A 23,489-nucleotide genomic window follows, 5' to 3' on the forward strand; every position below is an offset into this window, starting at 1 on the left:
TTGCTTCTACTACCGGCATTAACGTAGATCCTAAAGCTAACGTAACGGGTTCTGTGGGACAGGATAAATTCGAGTTTAACTTTAGAGCCGTAAGTTCGGAATTTGCCGGCGAAACCTACGCCGTAGGCGGAGACCTAGGCGACGGTATGGACGAGTACACGCTAAACGCTACCGTTAGAGCCGATAGTCTTAAAAAAATAGACATGAGCGCTTTAAAAAACGTAGAAAACGGAACTATAAACCTAGGAAGCGCGTTGCTCGGTGCTAACAACAAATCTCTAACCGTAAAAGGTACCGACGGCGATGACGTATTTAATCTAACCGGCGTCCTAGCCAGCGGAACCGGCAGAAAACCAAACGTCCTAACCCTAGACGGCGGTAACGGCGTAAATACCTATAATATAGGCTCTAGCGCCATGGTAAACTATGATGCCAACGATGTAAGCAACTATGTATCTATCGTAAATGTCAAAGATAACGATAAGATTAAGATGGCTGCAAATATAGCTGGCGGCGAGATAAAGAAGGTGTCTATGTACCTAGATAACGAAACCAGCCTTCTAAACGCTATAAATAAATTCCTAAACGCTGCCGATGTGTCCACAGCTGCTAATACTACGTACGCTTTTATGTATAAAAACGATACGTATTTGATCCAAGACGCAAACGGAGGACAAGACGATATTACGGTTAACGATAGCTTAATCAAACTAGCCGGATATCACATCGATAACCTAAATCCATACGTCTCGGGTGCTGAGATAACTATATAAATTTGAGCTAATCGTTATGTCGCCGATTATAATCCGAGGTCAAATTTTTGGCCTCGGTATCAGTCTGATATATACATTTTTTCTGTGAGCGGATTTTTTAAATTTTCTATTTTCCGACTTTTTTATGATATAATTAGCGATAGTATTCTGTAAAGATACCCAAAAAACTCAAGAAAACACTAAAAAAGGAGTCCTTAATGGCAGTAACACAAGCGCAAGTCGCCCAGCTTTATGTGGCATTATTTAACAGAGCGCCCGAGGGTGCGGGCTTTAACGCATGGGTAGCAGCAGGCGCTACCAAAACCGTAGCCCAGATGGCAAACGAAATGCTAGCTTCCCCGGCTACACCGCCTTATTTTGCAAGTATGGGCGTGGACGTAAGCACTGATAGAGGCTATGTAGAGCTTATCTATAAAAATATCCTAGGCAAAGACTATACCCAAGACCCAGACGGCATCAATGCATGGGTTAGACACTTGCAACTAGGAAACTCAAGGGGCGATACGCTAGTAAAATTATTTGAAGTAGCAACCTCGGCTGAGGCTAGAGCGGCTGATCCGGTAGCTGCGCAAACCTTTGCAAACAAAACAGAAGTATCGGCATACATGGCTCAAAAGATCGCTTCTATAGATAGCGACGGCAACGGCGGATATGACTATACTCCGTTTCAAGAGATTATCAGATCTACAAACTCTACGAATTTAGCCGCACAAAAAGCTAGAATCGACGCAATGGCTACCGTTACCACTCACACATTAACTACCGAGGATCAAACCATAACCGGCGGCGAGGGACTAGACGTGTTTAGCGCGGTTTCCAGCTCATATGCAGATAGAAACACTCTAAAAGTAAACGATAAGCTAGACGGCGGCAGAGGTACCGACGCGCTAAACGTTGCGGTAAACGATAGCTTTACAGGCTTCGTAGACGGCTATGCGAAAAATATCGAAATTTTAAACCTAACAAACACTTCCGACTCTCAAAGAATTTTTAATGCCGCTAAGATTGACGGATTAAAATCGGTATCCACTACCGGAACAAACGGTATTCGAATAACCGATCTTGCAAGCATCGTAAATTTAACGGTAAACGGCCAAAAAGATGCAACCAAAATAGGTATTATCTATAATACAAATTTAACTAGCGGCTCTAATGATGTGCAAAATCTAACCCTAAATAACGTGGGCAGAGAGACTGCCGTTGCCGAGGCTACAGCCACCGATAGGCATGTAAAGTCAATGAAGGTCGAATTTAACGGTATCGAAACGCTAAATATAGCTACAAAAGATGCTAAAAGCTATATAAAAGAAGTTCAAAATAAAGCTATAACGGTAAAAGGCGCAGCGGATCTAGATATCGCAACGAAAGATAGGGATATGACCCCTGCTAGTACAGATTTCGTAAAAAGCCTTGACGCCTCTACTATGACCGGAAATTTAACTGCGGATCTAAGCGATTCCCGCAAATATAGCTCTGTAAAAAGCGGTAGCGGCAACGACACTATAGTGGTTGGCGAGCTTACTGTTAATTCTTCCTCTATCGACGCTGGCGCCGGCACCGATACTCTCCAGGTTAGAAGTCTCCAAGGTCTAAAAAAGATGACGTTAAAGGGCGTAGAAAATATCGAGTTATTGGATAAAAACCCTAGCGGCGTAACTAGACTAGACTTGGTCGGACAAAACGATATAGAGACCCTAAAAGTAGGTCAGCTAGACAATGAACTAGTCGTAACTAGCTCAAGTATCAAAACGGTAAATTTAACTAAAAAAGTCAGCCCTTATGCTACGGACGCAGAAGGTAGCGGCGCAGGTAAAGTCCACGTAAACGATACCTCCGTAGAGACCGTAAACTATAAGATAGATAATGCGACTTCGCCTACGGCTATGGCGGGCAAGATTAGATTATCAGAATCTAGAAACGTTACCGTAAATTTAGACGCTTCAGTCATAACGACTGCCGGCTCTACTAACTCAGATAGCATACTAGAGCTACCTAAAGCTAATACCTTAAATCTAAACGTAAACACTACGGTAGATTCAGGTATAAGTCTAGATAACTCGACCTTGCTAAAAACCGTAAACATAGTTAGCGCAAACCCTAATAAATTTACTCTAAAAACCGATACGAATTCTACAAATATTGCTAAACTAAATTTAAAGACTTCTGGAAGCTTTGATCTAGGTAATAACGATACGCTTAAATTTGTCTCCGATATAAACGTAAAAGGAGGTGCGCCTTTAGCGGTAGGTTCTCTCATCGACCTTAAAAATTTAGGTTCTATAAGTTCCGAAAACGGCGTAAGCGTAAAAGTAAACGACCTAACCACTAGTACTCTAGGCGGCGCAACGGTTAAAAATCTTAACATTGGCGATATTACGACAAAAGAAGCCAGCAATGCGGGTGCAAATATTAATCTAAAAAATATCACTAACGGCGTAAAAGTAGGCGTAATAAAAGTCGGCGGCGAAGTGAATTTAGTGGCAAATAACGTAGGATGGCTAGAAATAGGCGGTGACATAACCTCTAAGAAAAGCGGGATTACCTTTGACGTTAGTTCGGTTAGACATGACGTTAAAATAGGCGTCGGCAGCACTCTAACGGCTCAAAACGATATCAATATCACAGCTAAAGATGTTGAAGGCAAGCTTGATATAGGTAAGCTTATAGCCAAAAATATCGTAATCAACGCTACTAATATCAAAAGCATCCATGATAGAACCGCTACGTCTACGACTTTAAAAATAGACGACATAGACCACTCTACTCCTGCTGATAGAGTCGTTGATAGCCTAAAGATCACTCTAAAAGACGTTATAAACAGTGGCGGAACTGGTGCTCAGATCGGTAAAATTGACTTAAAAGCAGGTAGTACCGTTGATATAGATGCCGGAAATACTAGAGGTTTGGTAAAATTTAGTACAGCCAATGAAGTGACGGCCGATAAGGTTTCTATCGACCTAAGCGGTACTATAGGCGCAAACTCTCTAAAGGGCATACAAGCAGACACTATCGTCTATAAAGGCTCTACGCAAACGGCACTCGATGCTACTAGCGGCACAGCCGGACAGATAAGCCTCATAGCTAAACAGGATGCAAATTCTAAAGACTTTAACGCTACAGTTAGCGCTTCTGGGCAAAATGACACGCTAAAAGTAACAGTTGCGACACAAGTAGCTACTGTGGGTAAGGATCTAAAAACCGTTACCGTCTCTGGAGATATGGGCGAAGGTTTGCAGGATAAATATGAATTTAGCGGCACAAACGCGGCAGAGCTTACGAAGATCGACTTTAGCGGCTTAAGAAATGTTGAGTCCGGTACCATCACGACCGTTACGGCAAATACTAAAATCGAAAGTATAAAAGGTACTGCGGGTAATGACGAGATCACGCTGGCAGACGCACAAACCAAAGAAAATATCACTATTGAAACCGGCGAGGGTACAAACAAGGTAACTACTGGAACAGTAACCGCTACCAAGCAAGTCATTACTATAAAAGGCGGCTCGGGTAACGATACCTTTGATGTGAGCGCATCAAAGATAGCTACTGGTGGCGGATTTGACGGAAGTAGCGATAATCTAAAATATGCGGTTATCGAAAATATTAACGTAGGTGATAAGATTAAAATCGCCAACGGCGCCGGATCGACTGTTGCTGATATACAAAAAGTTAATCTAAACCCTAACGGTAATGCATATGCGAATTTCGCTCAGTTTGCCAAAGAAACAGGTTTGTTTAATACGGCTATTACAGATAAGAAAGTATATGCTTTTTCTTACCAAAACGACACGTATCTATTTTATAACAAAGGTGCAGCAGGAGCGACCGGATTTGAAGCGGACGAAAATATAGTAAAACTATCGGGTGTAAACACAGCGAACCTAAACGCTTCGCTAGGAACTGACGGCGAAATTACCATCAACAGCCTCTAATCTCTTTTTTCGGTAGAGCTTGGCTCTACCGATTTTCATACTTTCTTGATTACGGTTTAAAACTCTTTCCCTAATATTTACCTTATACCTCTACTTGGATTTTAATTTCTGCTTTATGTACCAACAAAATTGAAATTTACAACTCAAAGTTTCAGCTATATTTATAGTTTACGCTATTTGTAAATTTGCCTTGGTAAGTTACTCCATATATTTTTAAGTCGTCAAGTAAACTAAATTTAAATTTTAGAAATTTAGCACTTGCGTCGGCTAATATAGCATGCTTTAGCGCAAAAGCAGTAATGAAAATCGCCTATTTAGACGCACGGACTCGTACATCCGTAGTCATAATCCCGTTAATTTTTCAAATCAGGTGGTGAAAGCACGGTGGCCTAAGCTCTAGAAGTATATTTTTAGACGTGAGGGGTTTACGGGCGTTAGATGCAGTTATAGTATCCGCATCTATCCAAATGCCGTTTAAATACGGACGGTAGCAAATTTAACGATAAAGCTCGCAAGATTTCGCAGCTATGACAAACGATCGGCGAAAACATGCTCACAAATCCTGTTTACGGCATTAAGGCTGATGAGTCAAACGAGTTTTTACGTAATCTAAAGTGGCAATATCGCTTTTGGCTACATGAAACTCAAACTTGGGAGTTTGAAACGAGGTAAATTTTAACAGCCGCTTAGGTACCGCAAGAAATATGTCTTTAGGGGGTATTTATTTTTCAGTTTATATAGGTTGGCGCCCTTGTAACCGCTTATTTGATGATCTAGTCTTTGATGCCTACCAGATAAAACGGGCGTTTATTATTCGGGTTGCATCCGCATTTTAAGGCTGCCTGACAATTTTGCTCTTGCGGCGTCGTTAGTAAAGGCGGCTATGGTCTTGCGTCCGACTATAATTACCGAAGCATAAAGCTCGCCGCAAATTTTAAATGCCAAAAGCAAAATCAACTATTTCGCAAAGCGCCGTAAAATATGACATTGCTCGCTCTAGTCGTTTTATTGGCAAGTGCGACCAAGTTAGGTCAAACTACGGTCGCGCGCCGTAGCTATAAAACTGCAAAATAGCGGTTTTGCGCGCGTTTATACCGAGCTTGCCTAAGCAGTCTTATTAGCTTTTGCGGCGCGCCGTTACGGAAATTTTACTCTTAAATCACCGCTCTTATCCTAGCAAGACTTACGGCATGTAGCGGCACGCAAGTCTGATTTAGACTGTTTTGCTTTTTACAGTCTAGGCGATGCTTTGGGTTTTTTAATAAATCCAGCTCTTAGACCATCTGCGCAGCCTTTATAAACTTGTCGCTTGAGCGGTAAAGGCGGCGCTTTACGACGTATTGCTTTGAGCGAGCGTAGCGGACATTTATATAAATGCGACTTGTGAGCATTTTGGCGTACGAAAAATATTTTTTCGCTCCGCCTCTTTAAATTCGCAGGTGGCGGTTTGGTTATAGCCGCAGCGCGTATGGAGGGTACTAGCAGGTAGGAAACGGCGGCAAAACAACAAAGAATAGCTTACTGCAAGCAGTTTGCGCGGCTGGCGCGATAAGACGGCTGCTAAATTTAGGCCTAAATTTGACTGCAAAAACGCGCCTAGCCTCCAGCAAGAAGCCGCACGGTTTGATGTTTTTGCGGATTAAAAAATTTGTCAGGGTGCGCCGAGTCTCGCGTCTAGAGCAAGCCATGCTAAATTTACGCTTGCGCCTAATAATCCTAGCAACCAAAGCCGTAGCTACGGTATTTTAGCGCATTTTATCCACATAAGCGCGCATGATAGCAACCTAAAACTGCGTATTTGCTAAGCTAATTTAGGCGGCGGCTTTGGATATTAGATTGTAGATTTAGTGCCGTTTTCGTAGCCTTAGCGCAAAATTCATTCGGCTTAAATTTGCGTTCAAAAGCGGCAAATTTTCGTGATACGGCGTAGGCGCCGGAGCCTTAGCTTTTTCTTTGGGCGCGCCTATTTGCGCTTAAACGTTAGATAACGGCAAATAACTGGATTAGACAAGGCGCTTTTGCCGTGTTTGAAACAAATTTTGATAAAGGCTTAAATTTGCGAATCCTTCAAATTAAAAACATAAGGATTTTATGGACGCAAATAGCACAAATTTAAGCTATTTGAGACGGTTGCGAGATGACGGCGGGCTATCTTACGTTATAAATTTGCCGAATCCGAAATTTGCCCGTTTACTCGCGTTTAACGCCGCAAAGTACGGCTATAGCCGGTCTGCCTACAGACGACGGCTAGTTATCTTTTTTTGATAAAGGCTTAAATTTGCGAATCCTTCAAATTAAAAACATAAGGATTTTATGGACGCAAATAGCATAAAATTAAGCTATTTGAGACGGTTGCGAGATGGCGGCGGGCTATCTTACGTATAAATTTGCCGAATCCGAAATTTGCCCGTTTGCTCGCGTTTAGCGCCGAAAAGTGCTGCTATAGCCGGTCTACGCAAGGCGCGTAAATTCGTAAAACCCACCTAGTCGCTAGCTAGCATTAGGCGTAGTAACGCCTCTATATCGCCGCTGCAAGAAGTTATCCCGTAGTTTAGCAGCTTTGCCGTATCGCAGACGAGTAGGGCGGGGTCGTTTGTCCTGATAAATTTGGCATCGCTTTGCACGGCGATATCGCGCCCGCTTAAGCGGCGTAAAATTTGTAAAATTTGCTCGATACTATAAGCCTTGCCCGAGCCGATATTAAAAATTTCGCCGTTAGTTTCGAGCTCTAGTAGTTGCGCATATATCCGCACGACGTCGTTTACGTCGTTATATTCGCGCTTTGGCGTTAAATTTCCGAGCTTTATTACGGAAGCTTCGTCTTTAAAATGTCGCACGATTTTTGGAATGAGGAAATTTTCGCTCTGCCCCGCGCCCGTATAGTTAAAGGGACGCGCGATGATAAAAGGAAGTCCGCTTCTAGCGATTTGCTCTTCCATATAAATTTTACTTTGGGCATAGATGCTTTGCGGATTTGGCGCGGAGCTTTCGCTCATAGGCGCGTCGCCTCCGCCGTAGACGCTAGCCGAGCTTGCAAAGATTGCCTTTTCAAATTTAACGGAACCTAGAGCCTCTAGCAAATTTATGGTGCCGATTTCATTTGCGTTTTTTATCTCAGCGGGATCTGCCATAGCAAACGAAACTGCGGCCAGATGGATGATGTAGTCAAATTTGACTCTAAAGGCGGCTTTTATACTGTCTTTGTTAAGCAGATCAAGGCGCTCGTGATGCGGCGCGCTAGGGCTTAAGGCGCCGCCCGATACCTCGTAGCCTAGCCCGCGAAGGTACCGCTCCAAATAGCGACCCGTAAAACCCTCGATCCCAGTAATAAAAACTCGCTTAGAACTCAAATCCCGCCTCGATGCGTCTTAGATCTGATTTTATCATCATATCGCAAAGTCCTTTTAGATCGGTCTTTGCGCTCCAACCGAGCTTTTGCTTGGCTTTTGAGGCGTCGCCTATTAGCAGATCGACCTCGGCTGGTCTAAAAAATGCCGGATTTATCTTTACGATTACGTCGCCTTTATCGTTTAGCCCGACTTCGTTTATACCCTCGCCCTCAAATTTTATCCCGATATCTAGCGCTTCAAAGCTAAGTTTCACAAAATCCCTAACCGTGGTCGTTACTCCGGTAGCTAGTACGAAGGTATCGGGAGCCTTGGCTTGCAGCATCGCGTGCATACCTTCGACATATTCTTTTGCATAGCCCCAGTCGCGTTTTGCGTCTAGGTTGCCAAGTTCTAAAGTCTTAGCCTTTTTCAGAGCGATTTTTGCGGCCGTATTCGTGATTTTTCTCGTGACGAACTCAAGCCCTCTTAGCGGACTTTCGTGATTAAATAAAATGCCGCTTGAAGCGAAAATATCATAGCTTTCTTGATAGTTTACGGTTATAAAATGCGCATAAAGCTTTGCCACTCCGTACGGCGAACGCGGATAAAACGGCGTGGTTTCGTTTTGCGGGACGGCTTGGACTTTGCCAAACATCTCTGATGTGCTGGCTTGATAAAATTTGATGCTTTTATCAACCGTCTTTATCGCCTCTAGTATGTTTAGCGCGCCGATGCCCGTAGCGCTTGCGGTGTGAAACGGCTCTTTAAAACTAACGCCCACGAAGCTTTGAGCGGCTAGGTTGTAAATTTCCTCGGGTCTTATTTCATTAACTACGCTTAGGATGTTAAACGGGTCGGTTAGCTCAAACTCCACCAAATGAAAATTTGGCTCGTTTAAAATGCCTAGCTCGTTTAATCGCCAAAAATTCGGGCTCACCGCTCGCCTGTATCCGCCGTAGACTTCGTATCCTAGGTCGATCAGATATCTAGCCAGGTATGCGCCGTCTTGACCTCCGACGCCCGTGATTATCGCTTTTTTCATTATTATTCTCCGTTTTTTAAATGTCGCATAAAATTTTTATCCGTCGCTACGGCTCTAAATATCCGCAGGTAAAGCCCCGCGATACTGCTCCAGCTGTTTTGGCTTAGCCATTTTGCGCGCTCGTCATAAATTTTAGCGTCTATTTCGCTGTTTTTTACTTTTTCTAGTTGCTCTAAAATGTGCCAATCGTTAAATCCGTCCGTTTTTATCGTGACGTTTTTCATCTCGCTAAAGATCCTTGACGGCGTTACTATAACGTTTTTGCACACGCTTAGCGCTATCCTGGCCGCCCCGCTGGCTCCCTCATCGGTTTGCCCGTAAGGCAGCACGATGACATCGCAGTCGCTTAGCTTTTTATTTACCTCCTCTATCGGCAAAAACTCGGTATTCCACTCCACTTTTTCGTCCAAATTTAGCTTTTCGCAAAGCTTACGGCATCTTTGCAGTTCCGCCTCGCTATCTGCGTTTGCGACGGGGCTAATGATAATTAGCTTCGCGTCCGTATTTTGGCTAAATTTAGCAAAGGCTTGCAGCAGTACGGGTAAATTTTTATGCGCAAAGAGTAGGCCGAAAAATCCTACCTTAAATTTGCCGTCCGTTTCCTTACGTTTGTTTTGCTCGGGCGCCAAATTTTGCGTTCCGTGCGGCACTAGCGTGACGTTATCGGCAAGTCCGAGTAGTCTAAGCGTATTTAGATCGTCGATGCTGTGGACAAACACGCGGTCGAATTCGTAAAGCGTATCGTGCCAGTTTTGCTGAGTTTGGCGCGGGTAGTTTAGGATTTGCTTCGTGGCGTGAAGCGTGATGAAGCAAATTTTGCCCTGTGATTTTAGCGCGGCGACGTCTGATTTTAGCTTTTCGTCTATCTCAAAAAACGTAAAATGATGTTGCAGCCAGATTATATTTGCATCCGTCTCAAGCCCCGATAGTAGTTTTTCTCGCTCTATTTCATAAACTTTTACGCCGTTTTCTTGTGCTAGATTAGGCTCCTTGGTACGCTTTTGCTCGCTCCAAGTGTAAATTTCTAAATTTGCGCCCGCCCGTACCAGCTCGTTCGTTAGGTATTTTGAGTATTCGGCTATGCCGCAAACGGCGTTATACGTCGAAAAGTAGGCGATTTTTAGCTCGCTTGGCTCATTTTTAAAGGATTTTAGATGCGAGATGCTCGAGATGAAATTTAGCGCGTTTTTCTCGCCGAACATCATTTCATCGACTTTGTGTTTTAGCGGTTTTATGTCTGGAGCGCGGTTTTGTAAAATTTGCTCGGATACTTTGATGATTTTTTCGCCCAGATCCTTTACGCTAGGCTCCGCCCAAAACGAATAATTTAGATTAAAATGCGTAACCGCGGGTGCGAATTTATATCCGATAAACTCACAGCTGTCGTCCAAAAACTCGCACTGGCCGCTATAGTCGGTGGAGATAACGGGCTTTTCGTAGTGCACGCCTTCGATCGCGGGCATATTTAGCCCCTCGCCGCGCGTCGGTAGCACGACGATATCGCACTGCTCGTATAGATTTGCCACATCAAGCGCGGTTAAATCTTCGTTTAGTATGACGCGGATTTTGCTTCGGTATTTTTTATCGACTAAAAGCTCGATTTGCTCGGTTACGCTGTTGTGCGGATTAGGGAAGCTTTTTATCGTTAGGCTTAGCTCAAATTTGGCTTTTTTGCAAGCTTCGTTAAAGGCTCGCAGCAGCACGTCCGCACCCTTTCTAGGTAGGCACGAGGAGATGTGGAAAAGCTTTATCTCGCGCTTTTGTTCGCTATTTTCTTGCAAAACGCTTGGCTCGGGCGGCATTTTTAGCGGGATATCGGCTACTTTTACCGGCTTATAGCAACCGTTGTCGATGAGAATTTTTTTGATGAAAAAGGTCGAAACTAAAATGCCTTTATACTTGGAGTTTAAAATTTCTATCGTCCTAGGAGGGATGCGCGACTCCTCCCAGAAAAACACCGCAATCTCAAAGCCGTAGCCCTCCCTAACGTCTTCTATCAGCGGGTAGTGGTGGTAGATCGCGACCTTGTCGTCGCTTCTTTTTGGGTGCGCGTTTTTATCGGGTACTATGCTTCTTAGCGTTTCGTACTCGTCTTTGGTTATTGCGATGTCTTCGATTTTATCGAAGTAGTTCTCGTGGTAGCAGATAACAAAGACGTTTTTTACCTTACCGAGCAGCCTAAATACGATGTTTCTGTTTATCGCGGCTAAACTGTAGTGTCCGCTGATGCTGCCGATGACGGTTAGCTCGCTAAAGTTTTCGTTAAATTTAAGGTTTTTTAGTTCCAAATTTCGCTCGTACTCTCTTGAGTGTCTTAAAGCAAAAACGCTCGGCTCAAAAACGCCCTCTTGCGAGACGTAGATATCGTCTCTAACCTGGCCTTTTAGGCTAAAGATTCTCGCTCTAATAGCCGGAAATTTATTTAAAAATATTTTGAGGTTTTTCTTAAATTTAGGATGGCTATTTGCCGCTCTCTCCGTCAAATTTATACCGAATTTAAGCGCTTTTTTGAGATTTTCTTTGGCTAAATTTTTGCAAAATCTCAAAAATTTATAGACCCAAATAAGCGGCTTTGCGACTCTTTTAAATTTAGCGACGAAAATTTTAAGCTGCTCGATATCGTTTTTGATAACGGGAGCTTCGTTTTCTAGGACATAGACTTTGTGATTTAGCGCGAGATATTTGCCCAGTAGATTTTCTAAATCTTCGTGTAGGCGCGCATTTTCATTTTGCAAATTAGCGATTTGATTTTTGCTCTCCATTAGCTCAAGCGAGCTTTTCCACAGCGCTTCTTTCGTCTCCAAAAAGCCCTTCCAGACGTCGTTTTTTAGCTCGAGCATCTGTGTTTTATTTTCAAATGCCGATACGTCGAATCTATCGGCTAACTCTTCGAAACTATAACCGCTTTTAGCCGCGTTTAAAAACGCTTCGCGCGTTTTCTCGTCGCCGTTTTTAAGCCCCAAAACCGCGTAATCAAGCCCGACGCTGCTCAAAACGTCTCTTAGCGTGACGTTTTGGTTCTCTAAATCCTCGCTAAAGCTCAAATTTGAGTTTAGCCTCATCATAAACGTATTATTAAAGCCCTCAAATTCGCACAGATACTCAAGCAGCATTGGTGGGATAGGCTTAACGTGCGTCACGTCGAGGTAGAAATTTAGCGTGGCGACGCGTAAATTTTCCGGATTTGGCGTTTCTAGTAGCAAGATACCGCCGTCTTTGAGAACTCGGTGCGCCTGCTTGATTAGCTCGCAAAGCTCGCTAAACTCCAAGTGCTCCACAAGCTGAAATGCGCTAACTAGCGCAAGGCTTGAGTCTTCTAGCTCGCTTAAAAACTCTATCGCGCCTTGATTTTTAGCCTCAAGCGCGTTTTTTTCGCACTCTTTTATCATCTCCTCGCTCAAGTCGCAACCGCGAGCGGTAAAGCCGTTTTGCTTTAGAATTTCAAGCCACTCGCCTCTGCCGCAACCAAGATCGGCCGCCGCCGGATTTTCGTAGTTTTGCTTTAAAATTTGCAAAAACGGCTCGTAAGCAAGCAAGCGTTTTTTGATCTCGCTTCTATGGCCTCTAAATTTATCTTCGAAACTTTTATAAAATTTATCCATTTATTCTCTTTATTTCCAAACTCGGTTCAAGATACGCAAGACCGACGAAATCGGGCTTGCTAAAATTTACGACGTTAAAAATGATCGCGTTGTCGCGCCATTCGTAGTTGTTTTGCAGATGGTTGTCGCTATCGTGCAGCGCTATCGTGACCGAAAACGACCCGACGCCCAAATTTGCGTCAAATTCAAAGCTAAAGTCGTATTCTTCGCCTTTTTTGAGATTTTTTAAAGCTTGCTTTAGATGGTAAGTGTTGGTGCCGTAGACGACCTGCGAGAAGCGATTTTTGATCTGATAGCCCAGTACTAGCGACGGCAAATTTTCGTTTGCTTGCACCGTTACTTTTAGTTTGATTTTTTTGCCGACTTCTAAATTTTGTATCTTTTTGCCTGCGGCGTCTAAAATTTCGACGTTTTTTATGCAGGCTTTTTTGTTGCCCGATACGGTTGCGGTTTTGCCGTTTTCTAGGGTTATTTGCGAGATTTGTACGTCTTGTTTTTTTGAGATTAGGGCGTTGTAATAATCAAGTACGGCTTCAGGCTCGCCGTCTTTTAAAATTTGACCTTTTTCTAGCAAGATCACGCGATCGCAGATCGATTTTATCGCGCCGCTATCGTGCGAAACGATGATGAGCGTCGTGCCTAGGCTTTTAAATTCTTTTATCTTATCAAAGCTTTTATGCTGGAAATACACATCACCGACCGATAGCGCCTCGTCGATGATAAGTATATCGGGGCGATTTGCCGTGACGACCGAAAAAGCAAGGCGCATCTGCATGCCGCTACTGTAAATTCGCACGGGATAATCAAAATACTCGCCTATCTCGGCAAAGTCTTCGATATAGGCTATTATTTCGTCGATCTGCTCTTTTGAGTAGCCCATGAGAGAGCAGGACTGATAGGCGTTTTGCCTGCCTGTTAGATCGCCGTGAAAGCCCATGCCTAGCTCTAAGATGGACGAAATTTTAGCCCCGCTCGTTACGCGGCCGCTTGAGGGCTTTAGCGTGCGCGATATGATTTTTAAAAGGGTGCTCTTGCCCGCTCCGTTTTGACCGATTAGCCCGACTACCTCGCCGGCTCCCACGTCAAAGCTTACGTCTTTTAGCACGGTTTTTACGTTTTTTTCTTCTTTATTTTTACTAAACCACGAGGCAAATCGCTTAACGTTGCTCTCGTAGTCCAAGTAAGTTTTGCAGATATTTTGAACGGATAAAATCATAAAACGTCCGCCATCTCTTCTTCGGCTCGTTTGTAAACGAAAAATGCGGCCCCAAGGCTTGCCGCGCCGATAACTGCCGGATAAATCAAAAGCGAAAAATCGGGCGTCTTGTCGTAGATCAAAATATCGTGATAGCCGCTAACGACGCCAACTAGCGGGTTTATGTAGATAAGCTCTTGCAAATTTGACGGTAAAATGCTCGTCATATAAACGATGGGCGTTAGCCAAAATAAAAACTGCAATACGATGGCGATGATCTGGCCTACGTCGCGCATAAAGACGTTTATCACGCCAAAAAACAGCCCAAATCCGACGGCTAGCATCACCGTAACGAGGGAAAAGATCGGCAAAAAGATCAAATTTGCGCCGGCAAAATGTCCCAAAAAAGCAAATACGACTGCTATTGCGGCGAATAAAATTAGATTGTTTATCACTGAGCTTAAAACTACGGTAGCAGGAAGTACGATTTTGGGAAAAGACATTTTTTTGATTATGTTGGCGTTGTCGGTAAAAATGCCGATGCAGCGCGAAAAAATCTCGCTAAAAAGCATCCAGCAAAGCATTCCGCTCATTAGGTAGATAGCGTAGGCGTATTTGCTATCGATGCCGGGCAGCTTGGCCGAGAGTACGGAGGAGAGTATGGTCGCGTAGATGAGCACCTGGGCTAGCGGATGCAGTATCGCCCACGCTACGCCCAGCTTGCTTTTTGCGAATTTGGTTATAAACTCGTTTTTGACCGAATTTACGATAAAAAACCTATACGTATAAATATTTGAAAACAATCTTTCGTCCGATTTAGCTAAATTTGCGTGATTTTAGCAAATAAAGGCTAAAAATAAAAATAAAGCTAAATTTATGATCGAAATTTAATAACTTAGTCTGAAATTTTCCTTTGCTTGACCTATCTCGTTTTTGGTTATGAGTCCTCGTTTTTTTAGCTCGCGGACTAAATTTCTGGAAGCTTTTTTGATGGTTTCTATCTCTGCGTTTAGTCCGCCAGCTACTGAAAATAGCCAGTATTTATGGATTTCTACCCATTCGGCTAGCTTGTTTACCTTTTGCATCGTGGTATCGCTCGGGGCGACTGAGATTTTAGCTAGTTCAAGCTCTTGGAAATATACGGATATGGCCACTATATTTTCGATAAAAGGCTTAAATTTAGGCTTTGAGATAGCGTCTTTTGCTTTATCTATCCTATTTGAAATTTTAACGAGCTTATGAAAGTGTTTTTCGCTTAATTTCCCTTCGTCTCTTAGTTTTGAAATTTCGTCTATTTTCGGTACGACTTCTAAAAACGTCTCTTCGATTATACGTTTGGCTTCGTTTTCAAAGCTTAGCTTTTTTACGAGTACTTTATATGCTTTTAACATATCTTTATTCGCTCTTTTCTCTTTTATCGGCGCGATATTGGGGAGATTTTTTTGTTTTTTGTCTTTGCAAAGCTCTTGCATAGTCTCTAAAAACGGTTTTTCTATGCTGCCTTCTATCCTGGCGCCGCCTTGCGTGCAGTTATACGTCGTTACGTCTTTTTTGCTAGACTGCTCGATATCGGCTTCAAATTGATTCCTAAATTTGTCCCATACGTAAGTCGTGCGAACTTCGCCCTCGCCGCCGTAGGCTTTGACGTATAGATACTCGTCGGCTTGCGCGAACGCGTGCCCGGTGGCGTGAGATTTACCGTCCGGAGCAAAGGCTAGGTCTTGACCGATTAAAACGATATTTTTGTGTTTTAAAACGTAGGCTAGCTGATAGGCTTGATTTGCCGTGGAGTGCCCGATCCCTAGGTAGCCGTAGCCTTTTAGCCCGAACGACGTTTCGTTTTGCTGAGGGCGCATGGTTAGGACTAGGCGGCGAGGTAAGATATTTTTAATCGTTTTTTTATGCGTCAAAGACGCGATGATAAAGTAAGCGTCTTTGTCTATTTTTTTATCTCTTTTTTTAAAAAAACTTGACGTGGCCTCTACGCGTTCTATCGAAGTTACGTAATCAGGCTTTATGCCGTGTTTCATTAATATCGGTAGCGATGCGTCAAGGCTGATGACTGTAACGTACGGAGCAAATTTTTTAAGCGTCTCAAGTTGTTTATCAAGGCTTGGTCCCGTTGAAACGATGACTGCCGTGTCCATTAGTTTATAGCGCTTTTTTATCAAATCGACGTAGGAGTAGTTTGTGAGCATCGCCGTTAAATTTTCTATATTATTCCTCACTCCGATTAGATTGTCGTCTATGCTGTTGCCGTGACCAGCCACCATTTGAGAGATGGCTTTTGCAAAGGATTGGTTTATTTCTGCGTAGTCGTCGCTAAACTGATCGTAAAACGGTGAGTGAATTTGAAGATTGTAAATTTTAGCGTATGCGGTAAATTTGCTATTGCACGCCAGATAATAAAACTGCGTGTAGTTTGCGAACTCGGAGTAAAAAAGAGTTAGCCTTTCGCTGGATAATTCGTCTGAAAGGTCGATCAAATTTAACACCGCATAGATGATTTCGATTTCCGGTTCTACGACGATGATTTTTTGATGCGTTTCGTTTTTTAAAAGCGCTTTATAAAGTATCCCGTTGCCTAGCCCGTAAAAATACATAATCGGATAGCGCTTATATTCGTTCTCGACGGATTCTAGCGTATTTTGGACGTCTTTGACGGGATTTTCGTAGACGTATTTTAAGGTTTTATTGTTGATGATGTTTATATCGATCGGGTCTTTGCCGACAAATACGTCGTAATCCGCCATCTCGTCCATTCCCCAAAGGCGGGCGGCTAAAATTTCGTCTTGCTGAAAAAGGGCTTGCAAGTTTTTTTGAAATATCGGATTGGCGCTTGGTTCAAATGCTTCAGAGCTTTTTTTTGCGTTTTTTTGCTCGTTTTCTTTTTCTTTTACGACTTGAAAATCATCCATAGTCGAATATTCGTTTTGCGGCATTTTGCCTCCTTATTTATATTGCTATTTTATTTTAAAGCTAAATTCGTTCCAAATTTACGCCCGAATTTCGCGCAAACTCGGCCGGAGATTTAGCGTATACGTAGTAAAGCGCGCTTGCCGGCTAGCGCGGTATCAAATCCTTACGATATGCGCTAAATTTACATATCCTCGCTGCTTAATCTATCTCCGAAATTTATATCTCGTTTGGCTGGTTTGCCGATTAGCTCGCGTTTAAATTTAGGATGTAAACCCCAGCCCGGGCGCACGCTTTTTACGTTTTGCTCGCTAAAAATTTCGCCTTTTTTGATATCTGCGCAGGCATAAAGCGAACGGGCGTAGTTGCGGCTGGCGAGCGCTCTTTCGTCTAATTCGTAGACGGCTTTGCCTAGTAGTTTTTCCGCGTCTCTTACGGCGCTTGCCATCTGTTTAAATTCATCCTCGTCCAGACTAAACGCCTCATCCACGCTTCGCACCTCTTTGTTTAGGATAAAATGTTTTTCTACGATGCGAGCGCCCAGACTCACGGCGACTACGGGCGCTACGATACCCAGAGTATGGTCTGAAAAACCGACCTCTACGTCAAATTTACGCTTCATATCGGCGATCGTGAGTAGATTCATCCCCTCAAGCGGAGCGGGGTAGCTAGACGTGCATTTTAAAAGCGCTACGTTTTCGTTGCCGCACTCTTTGCAAATTTGAACCGCGTCTTCGATCTCCCGCAGGGTAGCGATGCCGGTCGAGATGACGACCGGTTTGCCTTTTTTAGCTATGTGCCGGATAAAATCGTAATCGGTTACCTCAAAGCTAGCGATTTTGTAAGCAGGCGGGTCAAAGCGCTCCAAAAAATCGGCATCGTCGTTGCTAAACGGGCTTGAAAAGCAGATTAACCCTTCGTTTGCGGCCGTTTTAAAAAGCGTTTCGTGCCACTCGCGCGGAGTTAAGGCTTTTTGATAAAGGCTATATAAATCATACCCGTCCCACAGTCCGCCGCGTAGCATGAAATCCTCTTTTTTGGAGTTTAGCGTCAGGCTATCGGCCGTGTATGTTTGCAGTTTTACGGCGTCGGCTCCCGCGCGTTTAGCCGCCTTGATAGTTTCGACGGCAAGTTCTAAGCTGCCTGAGTGATTTGCCGAGAGTTCGGCGATTAAAAGGACTTTTTCGTTCGTATCGAAATTTGCTATTTTCATAAATTCGGCTCCGAAATTTTAGTTTGATTTTATCATAAAATTTGCCCCGCTAGGCTATAATCTCCCTAAAAACAAGGAAAAAAATGGACGCCAAAATCATCGCCGTCATCCCCGCTCGCGGCGGCAGCAAAAGAATCCCGCGAAAAAATATAAAGCCTTTTTGCGGCAAACCGATGATCGTTTACAGCATAGAAGCGGCGATTAGGGCGGGGATTTTTGACGAGATTATCGTATCCACAGACGACGAGGAGATAGCGGACGTTGCGAGAAATGCGGGCGCTAGCGTGCCGTTTATACGCCCAAAAGAGTTAAGCGACGATTATACCGCGACGGGCGCCGTCGTAGAGCATGCGATAAAATTTTTGCAAGCAAGAGGCGATAGGATAAAATTCGTCTGTACGATTTACGCTACCGCGCCGCTGATAGACGAATTTTACATTAAACTAGGTCTTGAAAAGCTACGCGCATCAAACGCCAAAAACGCCTTTTCGTGCACTTCTATGCCGTTTCCCATCTGGCGGACGTTTAAGATCGCCAAGGACGGGCGATGCGAGATGTTTTGGAGAGAAAATTTCGCCAAAAGAAGCCAGGATTTAGAGGAGGCTTATCAAGACGCGGGGCAGTTTTACTGGACGAATTTAGACGCGCCTTCGAGCGATGAAATTTTCTTCGGGCGAGATAGCATAGCGATCGTTTTGCCGCGTCACTTGGTGCAGGATATCGATACGCCACAAGACTGGATAAGAGCGGAGTTTTTATACGAAGCGGTGCAAAAATCAAGGGAAAAAGCATGAGAAAAAAACGGCTAGAAATCATAAATTTCGTAAATTTAAGCGACGAGAAGTACCGCAAAATCTTAGAATATAGAAATCAAGAATATGTTAGAACCGTATCAAATTCGCCCGAACCTATCACGGTTAAGCAACACGAAGCCTACCGTGAAGCGCTAAAAAAGCGCGATAAATTTTTCGCGTTTTTGATAACGTGCGACGGCGAGGATTATGCGGTGATAAATTTAAAAAAGCTTGACGACGGGTCGTTTTATCTGGGGTATTATTTGACCGACGAGCTATATAAATTTGAAGGCGGAGGCGTAGCCGTGCATAACTGCATGATGTATATATGCGACCGGCTAAAAATCAAGCTTATATCTTACGATATAAAGCCCGAAAATAGCAGGGTTTTTAGAGTCGGTCAAGGCGGCGAAGATATAGCCGTTAGCAGTAACAGCGAGGCTTTACATCACCTAGTTAGGCTATACGGCTACGACGATGAACGCGTAAAAAATAGCAAATCCGCAAAATTATTTAATAAAATTTATGAGATAAAAGATGGCGATTTTAGCTAAAAATCGGTAATCACCGTATCGCAAAAATCAAATTTGCCAAGACTCGTTACGATAGAGGCGTAGTTTAGCCCCGCGCCAAAACCCGCTAGCATGCATTTATAAATACCGCCGCCCGTCATCTGCTCTTTGGCGTTGTGAGCGATACAAACGGGGATCGTGGAGCTGTTGGAGTTACCGTAAAAAGTAACTACGTTGCTAGGCGCCTTTTGACTTGAAACGCCTAGTTTTTGAGCTAGTTTATCGACCATAAATTTATTCGGCTGATGGAAAAAATAATAATCCAGCTCGTCTTTATCCGCGCCCGCGTAAGCTAGGCTTTGGGCGATATATTTAGGCACGTTTTGCATTACGTATTGAAACACCGCCTGTCCGTCCATATGAATGCGCTGCAAGCAGTCGCGACCTCCGTATTTGGAGCTTGAAAATTTAGCTTTTTCCTCGTTCGTCGGCTTTCTAAAACCCATCGCCGGAAACACCAGCGCATCGTAGTCCTTAGCATCCGTTACGCAGTGGAAAAACGCGTCGTTTTCACCGTTTTCTACGACGGTAATACAAATAGCGTCGCCTGCTAGCGGATAGCTGCTAGTGTCGCTTCTATCGGGATTTTTGCATAAAACGTCGCCCGTTATCAGGGCTACTTTTTTAGCGCCTTCGTTATTTAGCAGCATAAAGGCTTGAAATAATCCGTTAATAAAGCCGGCGCATTGCTGATTTGTATCCATGCAAAAAATTTCCGGGCTTAAATTTAGCTCGCCGGCGATTAGATTAGCGGTTGCCGGCATTAAAAAATCAGGCGTCGTCGTAGCCACTACGAGCGCGGAAATTTCCTCTTTTTTCAGCAGTCCTTTTTCAAAAAGGCGGTTTAGTCCGTAGACCGCCACTTGGGACAAATACGTCTCGTCTTTAAAAAATCTGTGCCTGTCGTAACCCATCGTATTTTTTAGCTTTAAATTTTGCTTCTGCGAGAGCGAGTTAAATTTCATATCGTCTTCGAATTTATACTCCGTCTGCGGAAGCAAAGCCAAAATGCCGCTGATTTTTTTACCGAAAAATTTGGTTTTCATTAGGCTTTTGCGCCGCTTTTAACGATTAAATTTTCTATAGCTTCGATGCTGCCGAAATTTTCGGGCAAGATATCGCCGCCGTCTATTTTTACGCCGAATTTTTCTTCTAAATCCGTAACTAACGTAAGCACGTCAAAGCTATCTAGCATGCCAGATTCGACAAAATTTTCATCGCCCGAGAAGTCGTATTCGGGTCTAATATCTACTAAAATTTCTCTTATTTTTTCTTTCATATCGTCTCTTTATCTAAAATTTCCGCCGTCTATGAAGTAATTTTCGCCTACGATATACCTAGCCGCATCGCTTAGCAAAAATATCGCCATATTCGCCACTTCTTGCGGTTCTAGCAATCTGCATATATCAGACGTCGTGTACGGGTCTTTCTCGTCGTTTTTTAAGTCTCTAAAAATTTGCGTATCTTTTACCATTTGAGTTAATACGCCGCCGACTATGACCGTGTTTATACGCATTTTCCTTTTTACCAATTCCAAAGACAGCGGCTTGGCGATAGCGTCTAGCGAGGCCTTGCTGATGATATAAGCAATTTGTCCTTTTAAAAACATTTTCGTTACAATAGACGAAAAAAATACCACGGACGCGCCGTCGTCGGAGTTTTGTTTTTTGGATAACTGCTTTACTATTTCAAGCCCCGAAAAGGCGTTTATTTTAAAAATTTTTTCATTCGTCGCGTGGTCTAGCAGTTTAAACGGATATATGGACGGCACTCCGGCAGCGTGGACGCATCCGTTAAATTTAACCCCGTCGAATTTAACGCAGTCTGAAACTAACCCTGCGATCCCGTCTATATCTTGTAAATCGTAAGCAAAAATTTTATGTTTGGCCGGCTCTTTCATCATAGATAGCGTCTGTTTTAGCCTAGCCTCGTCTCTGGCTATTAGCGCTACGCTAGCGCCCAGTTCGCTAAGCCTGACGGCTATTTGCCTACCGATGCCAGAGCTTGCTCCCGTTACTAAAATTTTTTTATCTTTGAAATTTATCATACCAGATAGCCTCTGACGTCAAAATGCCTGCCGTAAACGCCGCTTGAACTCTCGCTTAGCAAAAATGCGATCTGTTTGGCTAAAATTTCGGGATCGATCGCGCCCGTTTGCATCATTGCGACTAGTTCTCGCTCCCTTTGGCTGGGCTCTTTATCGCTTTGCACGACGGCGGGGCGGATGGAGTTTATCCTGATGCCTTTGGAGTATATCTCTTTTGCGATTGCGGGTATAGCGTTATCCATCGCCGCTTTTGACGCGCCGTAGGCTATTTGCCCCTTGTCCGCTCCTAGCGACGCGTAGTTTGAGACGGCTACTATGCTGCTTTTTGCGTTATAAATTCCTTCGCCGGCAAAAACCCTAACGGCCTGGATAAACGCGAAGAAATTTTCCGTCATAACGTCTTGCAAAAGCTCTAGCGAAGTATCCGCCAAAGACGCGGTTAAATTTTTATCTACGGCGTAAACCAGTCCGTCAAGCTTTAAGCCGTCGAAATTTACGACGTCTCGTATAAAATTTTCGATTTTTTCTACACGGCTAGCGTCAAAGGCTATCGCGCGACCGTCGCTTAAATTTAACGAAACCTTGTCCAAAGCGCGCTCGTCCTTGTCGCTTACGACGATTTTAGCGCCCGACTCGCTTAAAATTTTAGCCGCCGCGCCGCCTATGACGCCGCAGCCCATTATTAGTATTTTTTTATTTTTTAGATTTAGCATTAGCTTCTAGTACTTTTGATCTGCCCTCGTCCCACGTGATATCGGTTTGGATGATAGGCAAAATATCTTTTGGACTTATATAGGCATCCGCCACACCCAGCGATAGCCCTATGCCAAAGCCCGACATTATGACTTTAACGCTCTCGTCGCCGTCCTTGTCGCCGTAGTAGTCGCACATGGCGTTTGGTACGCTAGCCGATGAGGTGTTGGCGTATCTTTCAAGGCTTAGGCGCGACTTGTCTTGCATTTTTATTTTTTTAGCTATCGTATCTAGCATAGACTTGTTTGCTTGATGAAGCAGTACCGAGTCGTACTCCTCCGCAGAGGCCTGAAATTTTTCAAAAAACGCCTTAAACAGCTTCGGAACTTTGGTTATACTAAAAGAAACTACAGCTAGCCCGTCCATATGCAAAGACATATCAAACTGCGGATGCCCGGCGTATGCGTATCTTGACCCATGGCAAGCTCCGATAGCTTTAAACCCGTCTCCCATAGATTGCAGGGCAAATCTAAGCCCTTCGTTTCCTTCGTCGTATTCGATTATCGTCGCGCTCCCGCAGTCCCCGAAAAGAAGGTCGTTTAAGTCGCCGAATATATTAGCCGTACCGCCGTTTATTCCGAATATGCTAGGTTCGGTTACGTCGCCTACCAATAAAAGAACCTTTTTTAGGTATCCGCTTTGCAGCATCGATGCGGCCGTATGCAAGCCGAAAATATAACCAGAACAACCCAAATTTATATCGTAGGCTATGCACTCCTGAGATAGGCCCAGTCTATATTGCAGCGTTATCGCCGTAGCGGGTACGTTATAATCGGGACTTTGCGTTACTAAAATGACCGCGTCTATTTCGTCTCTTGAAATGTTTTTTTTCTTGATTATCTCCTCTGCCGCGGCAAAGCACAGGTCGGAGGTGATAGTCTTGTTGTTTTTGCTATAAAATTTTTGCCTAATGCCGGTATCTTTTACGAATCTTTCCACGCTTTCTTTGTCAAATTTTTTATAAAAATCTTCAAGCGCGAGTTTATCTTCCGGTACGGCGCAACAAACCGCCGAAATTTTTACGTTTTTAATGTGATCAAACGCCATTATTTCATACTATCTAATATATCTTGGATCGTTTTGAAATTTCTTATATCGTTAGGATTTGCCGTCACGCCGAAGTGCTCGTCCATCATAACGACGTAAGAGATAGCCGCGAGCGAATCCCACTCTTCAAGCTCCTCAAGCTTGGTTTCTGGAGTAAAATCGCTTACTTCAAGCTCTAAAAGCTCGGCTATTAGGGCCATTTTTTCGTTTGTATCCATCTTAAATCCTCCTTAAAATTTTAGCTTGATTTTAACTAAAATACAATAAAATCAAG

Annotated in this window: 16 protein-coding genes and 1 pseudogene; 4 read left to right on the forward strand and 13 right to left on the reverse strand. The window is 43.7% G+C overall.

The genetic code is table 11. The annotated features are described in order from the left end of the window. Both Q0218_RS10970 and Q0218_RS10975 read left to right on the forward strand, forming a co-directional pair. A pseudogene (locus Q0218_RS10970) lies at nt 1-773 on the forward strand (hypothetical protein); the annotation flags it as partial. A gap of 197 nt (nt 774-970) precedes the next feature. Beyond that, nucleotides 971-4,705, forward strand: a complete 3,735-nt coding sequence (locus tag Q0218_RS10975; protein ID WP_297969552.1) for a surface layer protein SapB11 — start codon at nt 971-973, stop codon at nt 4,703-4,705. Nucleotides 4,706-7,188: 2,483 nt separating this feature from the next. Here Q0218_RS10975 and Q0218_RS10980 read toward each other — a convergent pair. From Q0218_RS10980 to pseI, 7 genes are all read right to left on the reverse strand, one after another. Then, the gene (locus tag Q0218_RS10980; protein ID WP_297969554.1) at nt 7,189-8,055 is read right to left on the reverse strand and encodes an NAD-dependent epimerase/dehydratase family protein; all 867 of its coding nucleotides are present in this window, start codon (nt 8,053-8,055) and stop codon (nt 7,189-7,191) included. After that, entirely contained in the window at nt 8,045-9,076 is a 1,032-nt protein-coding gene (gmd, locus tag Q0218_RS10985; RefSeq protein WP_297969556.1) for a GDP-mannose 4,6-dehydratase, read from the reverse strand. Before gmd ends, Q0218_RS10980 begins: the two co-directional genes overlap by 11 nt. 2 nt (nt 9,077-9,078) lie before the next feature. After that, nucleotides 9,079-12,678 carry a glycosyltransferase gene (locus Q0218_RS10990; protein WP_297969558.1) on the reverse strand — a complete coding sequence of 1,200 codons (3,600 nt, stop codon included), beginning with the start codon at nt 12,676-12,678 and terminating at the stop codon, nt 9,079-9,081. Next, nucleotides 12,671-13,894, reverse strand: coding sequence for an ABC transporter ATP-binding protein (locus Q0218_RS10995; RefSeq protein WP_297969560.1), 1,224 nt, complete (start codon nt 13,892-13,894; stop codon nt 12,671-12,673). The genes Q0218_RS10990 and Q0218_RS10995 overlap by 8 nt, the downstream gene beginning before the upstream one ends. Beyond that, nucleotides 13,891-14,676 (reverse strand): ABC transporter permease, encoded by a 786-nt coding sequence (locus Q0218_RS11000; protein WP_297969562.1) that lies wholly within the window; start codon nt 14,674-14,676, stop codon nt 13,891-13,893. The genes Q0218_RS10995 and Q0218_RS11000 overlap by 4 nt, the downstream gene beginning before the upstream one ends. 84 nt (nt 14,677-14,760) lie before the next feature. After that, nucleotides 14,761-16,815, reverse strand: coding sequence for a 6-hydroxymethylpterin diphosphokinase MptE-like protein (locus tag Q0218_RS11005; RefSeq protein ID WP_297969563.1), 2,055 nt, complete (start codon nt 16,813-16,815; stop codon nt 14,761-14,763). Between the two features lie 158 nt (nt 16,816-16,973). Further along, complete coding sequence (pseI, locus tag Q0218_RS11010; RefSeq protein ID WP_297969565.1) at nt 16,974-18,002, reverse strand: pseudaminic acid synthase; 1,029 nt, start codon at nt 18,000-18,002, stop codon at nt 16,974-16,976. Between the two features lie 83 nt (nt 18,003-18,085). On the opposite strand from pseI, the gene pseF reads away from it, so the two are divergent. Both pseF and Q0218_RS11020 read left to right on the forward strand, forming a co-directional pair. Continuing rightward, entirely contained in the window at nt 18,086-18,796 is a 711-nt protein-coding gene (gene pseF, locus Q0218_RS11015) for a pseudaminic acid cytidylyltransferase (RefSeq protein ID WP_297969567.1), read from the forward strand. Next, complete coding sequence (locus Q0218_RS11020; RefSeq protein ID WP_297969569.1) at nt 18,793-19,350, forward strand: hypothetical protein; 558 nt, start codon at nt 18,793-18,795, stop codon at nt 19,348-19,350. The genes pseF and Q0218_RS11020 overlap by 4 nt, the downstream gene beginning before the upstream one ends. Here Q0218_RS11020 and Q0218_RS11025 read toward each other — a convergent pair. Genes Q0218_RS11025 through Q0218_RS11050 form a run of 6 tightly spaced genes read right to left on the reverse strand, consistent with a single transcriptional unit; the run spans nt 19,347 to nt 23,433 of the window. Further along, nucleotides 19,347-20,414, reverse strand: a complete 1,068-nt coding sequence (locus Q0218_RS11025) for a 3-oxoacyl-[acyl-carrier-protein] synthase III C-terminal domain-containing protein (RefSeq protein WP_297969571.1) — start codon at nt 20,412-20,414, stop codon at nt 19,347-19,349. The two genes, Q0218_RS11020 and Q0218_RS11025, sit on opposite strands and share 4 nt — an antisense overlap. Continuing rightward, the gene (locus Q0218_RS11030) at nt 20,414-20,647 is read right to left on the reverse strand and encodes an acyl carrier protein (protein ID WP_297969573.1); all 234 of its coding nucleotides are present in this window, start codon (nt 20,645-20,647) and stop codon (nt 20,414-20,416) included. The genes Q0218_RS11025 and Q0218_RS11030 overlap by 1 nt, the downstream gene beginning before the upstream one ends. Nucleotides 20,648-20,656: 9 nt before the next feature. Beyond that, complete coding sequence (locus Q0218_RS11035; protein WP_297969576.1) at nt 20,657-21,415, reverse strand: SDR family oxidoreductase; 759 nt, start codon at nt 21,413-21,415, stop codon at nt 20,657-20,659. After that, entirely contained in the window at nt 21,412-22,128 is a 717-nt protein-coding gene (locus Q0218_RS11040) for an SDR family oxidoreductase (RefSeq protein ID WP_297969578.1), read from the reverse strand. The genes Q0218_RS11035 and Q0218_RS11040 overlap by 4 nt, the downstream gene beginning before the upstream one ends. Then, nucleotides 22,109-23,215, reverse strand: coding sequence for a ketoacyl-ACP synthase III (locus Q0218_RS11045; protein WP_297969581.1), 1,107 nt, complete (start codon nt 23,213-23,215; stop codon nt 22,109-22,111). Before Q0218_RS11045 ends, Q0218_RS11040 begins: the two co-directional genes overlap by 20 nt. After that, entirely contained in the window at nt 23,215-23,433 is a 219-nt protein-coding gene (locus Q0218_RS11050) for an acyl carrier protein (RefSeq protein ID WP_295143638.1), read from the reverse strand. Before Q0218_RS11050 ends, Q0218_RS11045 begins: the two co-directional genes overlap by 1 nt. Nucleotides 23,434-23,489 lie beyond the last annotated feature (56 nt).

This window comes from uncultured Campylobacter sp. (assembly GCF_938039245.1).
Lineage (GTDB): Bacteria > Campylobacterota > Campylobacteria > Campylobacterales > Campylobacteraceae > Campylobacter_A.

Excerpts from the sequence above, each read along its gene's own strand:
- Q0218_RS10975 (WP_297969552.1), top strand. The coding sequence starts at position 971 with ATGGCAGTAACACAAGCGCAAGTCGCCCAGCTTTATGTGGCATTATTT.
- gmd (WP_297969556.1), bottom strand. The coding sequence starts at position 9,076 with ATGAAAAAAGCGATAATCACGGGCGTCGGAGGTCAAGACGGCGCATAC.
- Q0218_RS10990 (WP_297969558.1), bottom strand. The coding sequence starts at position 12,678 with ATGGATAAATTTTATAAAAGTTTCGAAGATAAATTTAGAGGCCATAGA.
- Q0218_RS10995 (WP_297969560.1), bottom strand. The coding sequence starts at position 13,894 with ATGATTTTATCCGTTCAAAATATCTGCAAAACTTACTTGGACTACGAG.
- Q0218_RS11005 (WP_297969563.1), bottom strand. The coding sequence starts at position 16,815 with ATGCCGCAAAACGAATATTCGACTATGGATGATTTTCAAGTCGTAAAA.
- pseI (WP_297969565.1), bottom strand. The coding sequence starts at position 18,002 with ATGAAAATAGCAAATTTCGATACGAACGAAAAAGTCCTTTTAATCGCC.
- pseF (WP_297969567.1), top strand. The coding sequence starts at position 18,086 with ATGGACGCCAAAATCATCGCCGTCATCCCCGCTCGCGGCGGCAGCAAA.
- Q0218_RS11020 (WP_297969569.1), top strand. The coding sequence starts at position 18,793 with ATGAGAAAAAAACGGCTAGAAATCATAAATTTCGTAAATTTAAGCGAC.
- Q0218_RS11025 (WP_297969571.1), bottom strand. The coding sequence starts at position 20,414 with ATGAAAACCAAATTTTTCGGTAAAAAAATCAGCGGCATTTTGGCTTTG.
- Q0218_RS11030 (WP_297969573.1), bottom strand. The coding sequence starts at position 20,647 with ATGAAAGAAAAAATAAGAGAAATTTTAGTAGATATTAGACCCGAATAC.
- Q0218_RS11035 (WP_297969576.1), bottom strand. The coding sequence starts at position 21,415 with ATGATAAATTTCAAAGATAAAAAAATTTTAGTAACGGGAGCAAGCTCT.
- Q0218_RS11040 (WP_297969578.1), bottom strand. The coding sequence starts at position 22,128 with ATGCTAAATCTAAAAAATAAAAAAATACTAATAATGGGCTGCGGCGTC.
- Q0218_RS11045 (WP_297969581.1), bottom strand. The coding sequence starts at position 23,215 with ATGGCGTTTGATCACATTAAAAACGTAAAAATTTCGGCGGTTTGTTGC.
- Q0218_RS11050 (WP_295143638.1), bottom strand. The coding sequence starts at position 23,433 with ATGGATACAAACGAAAAAATGGCCCTAATAGCCGAGCTTTTAGAGCTT.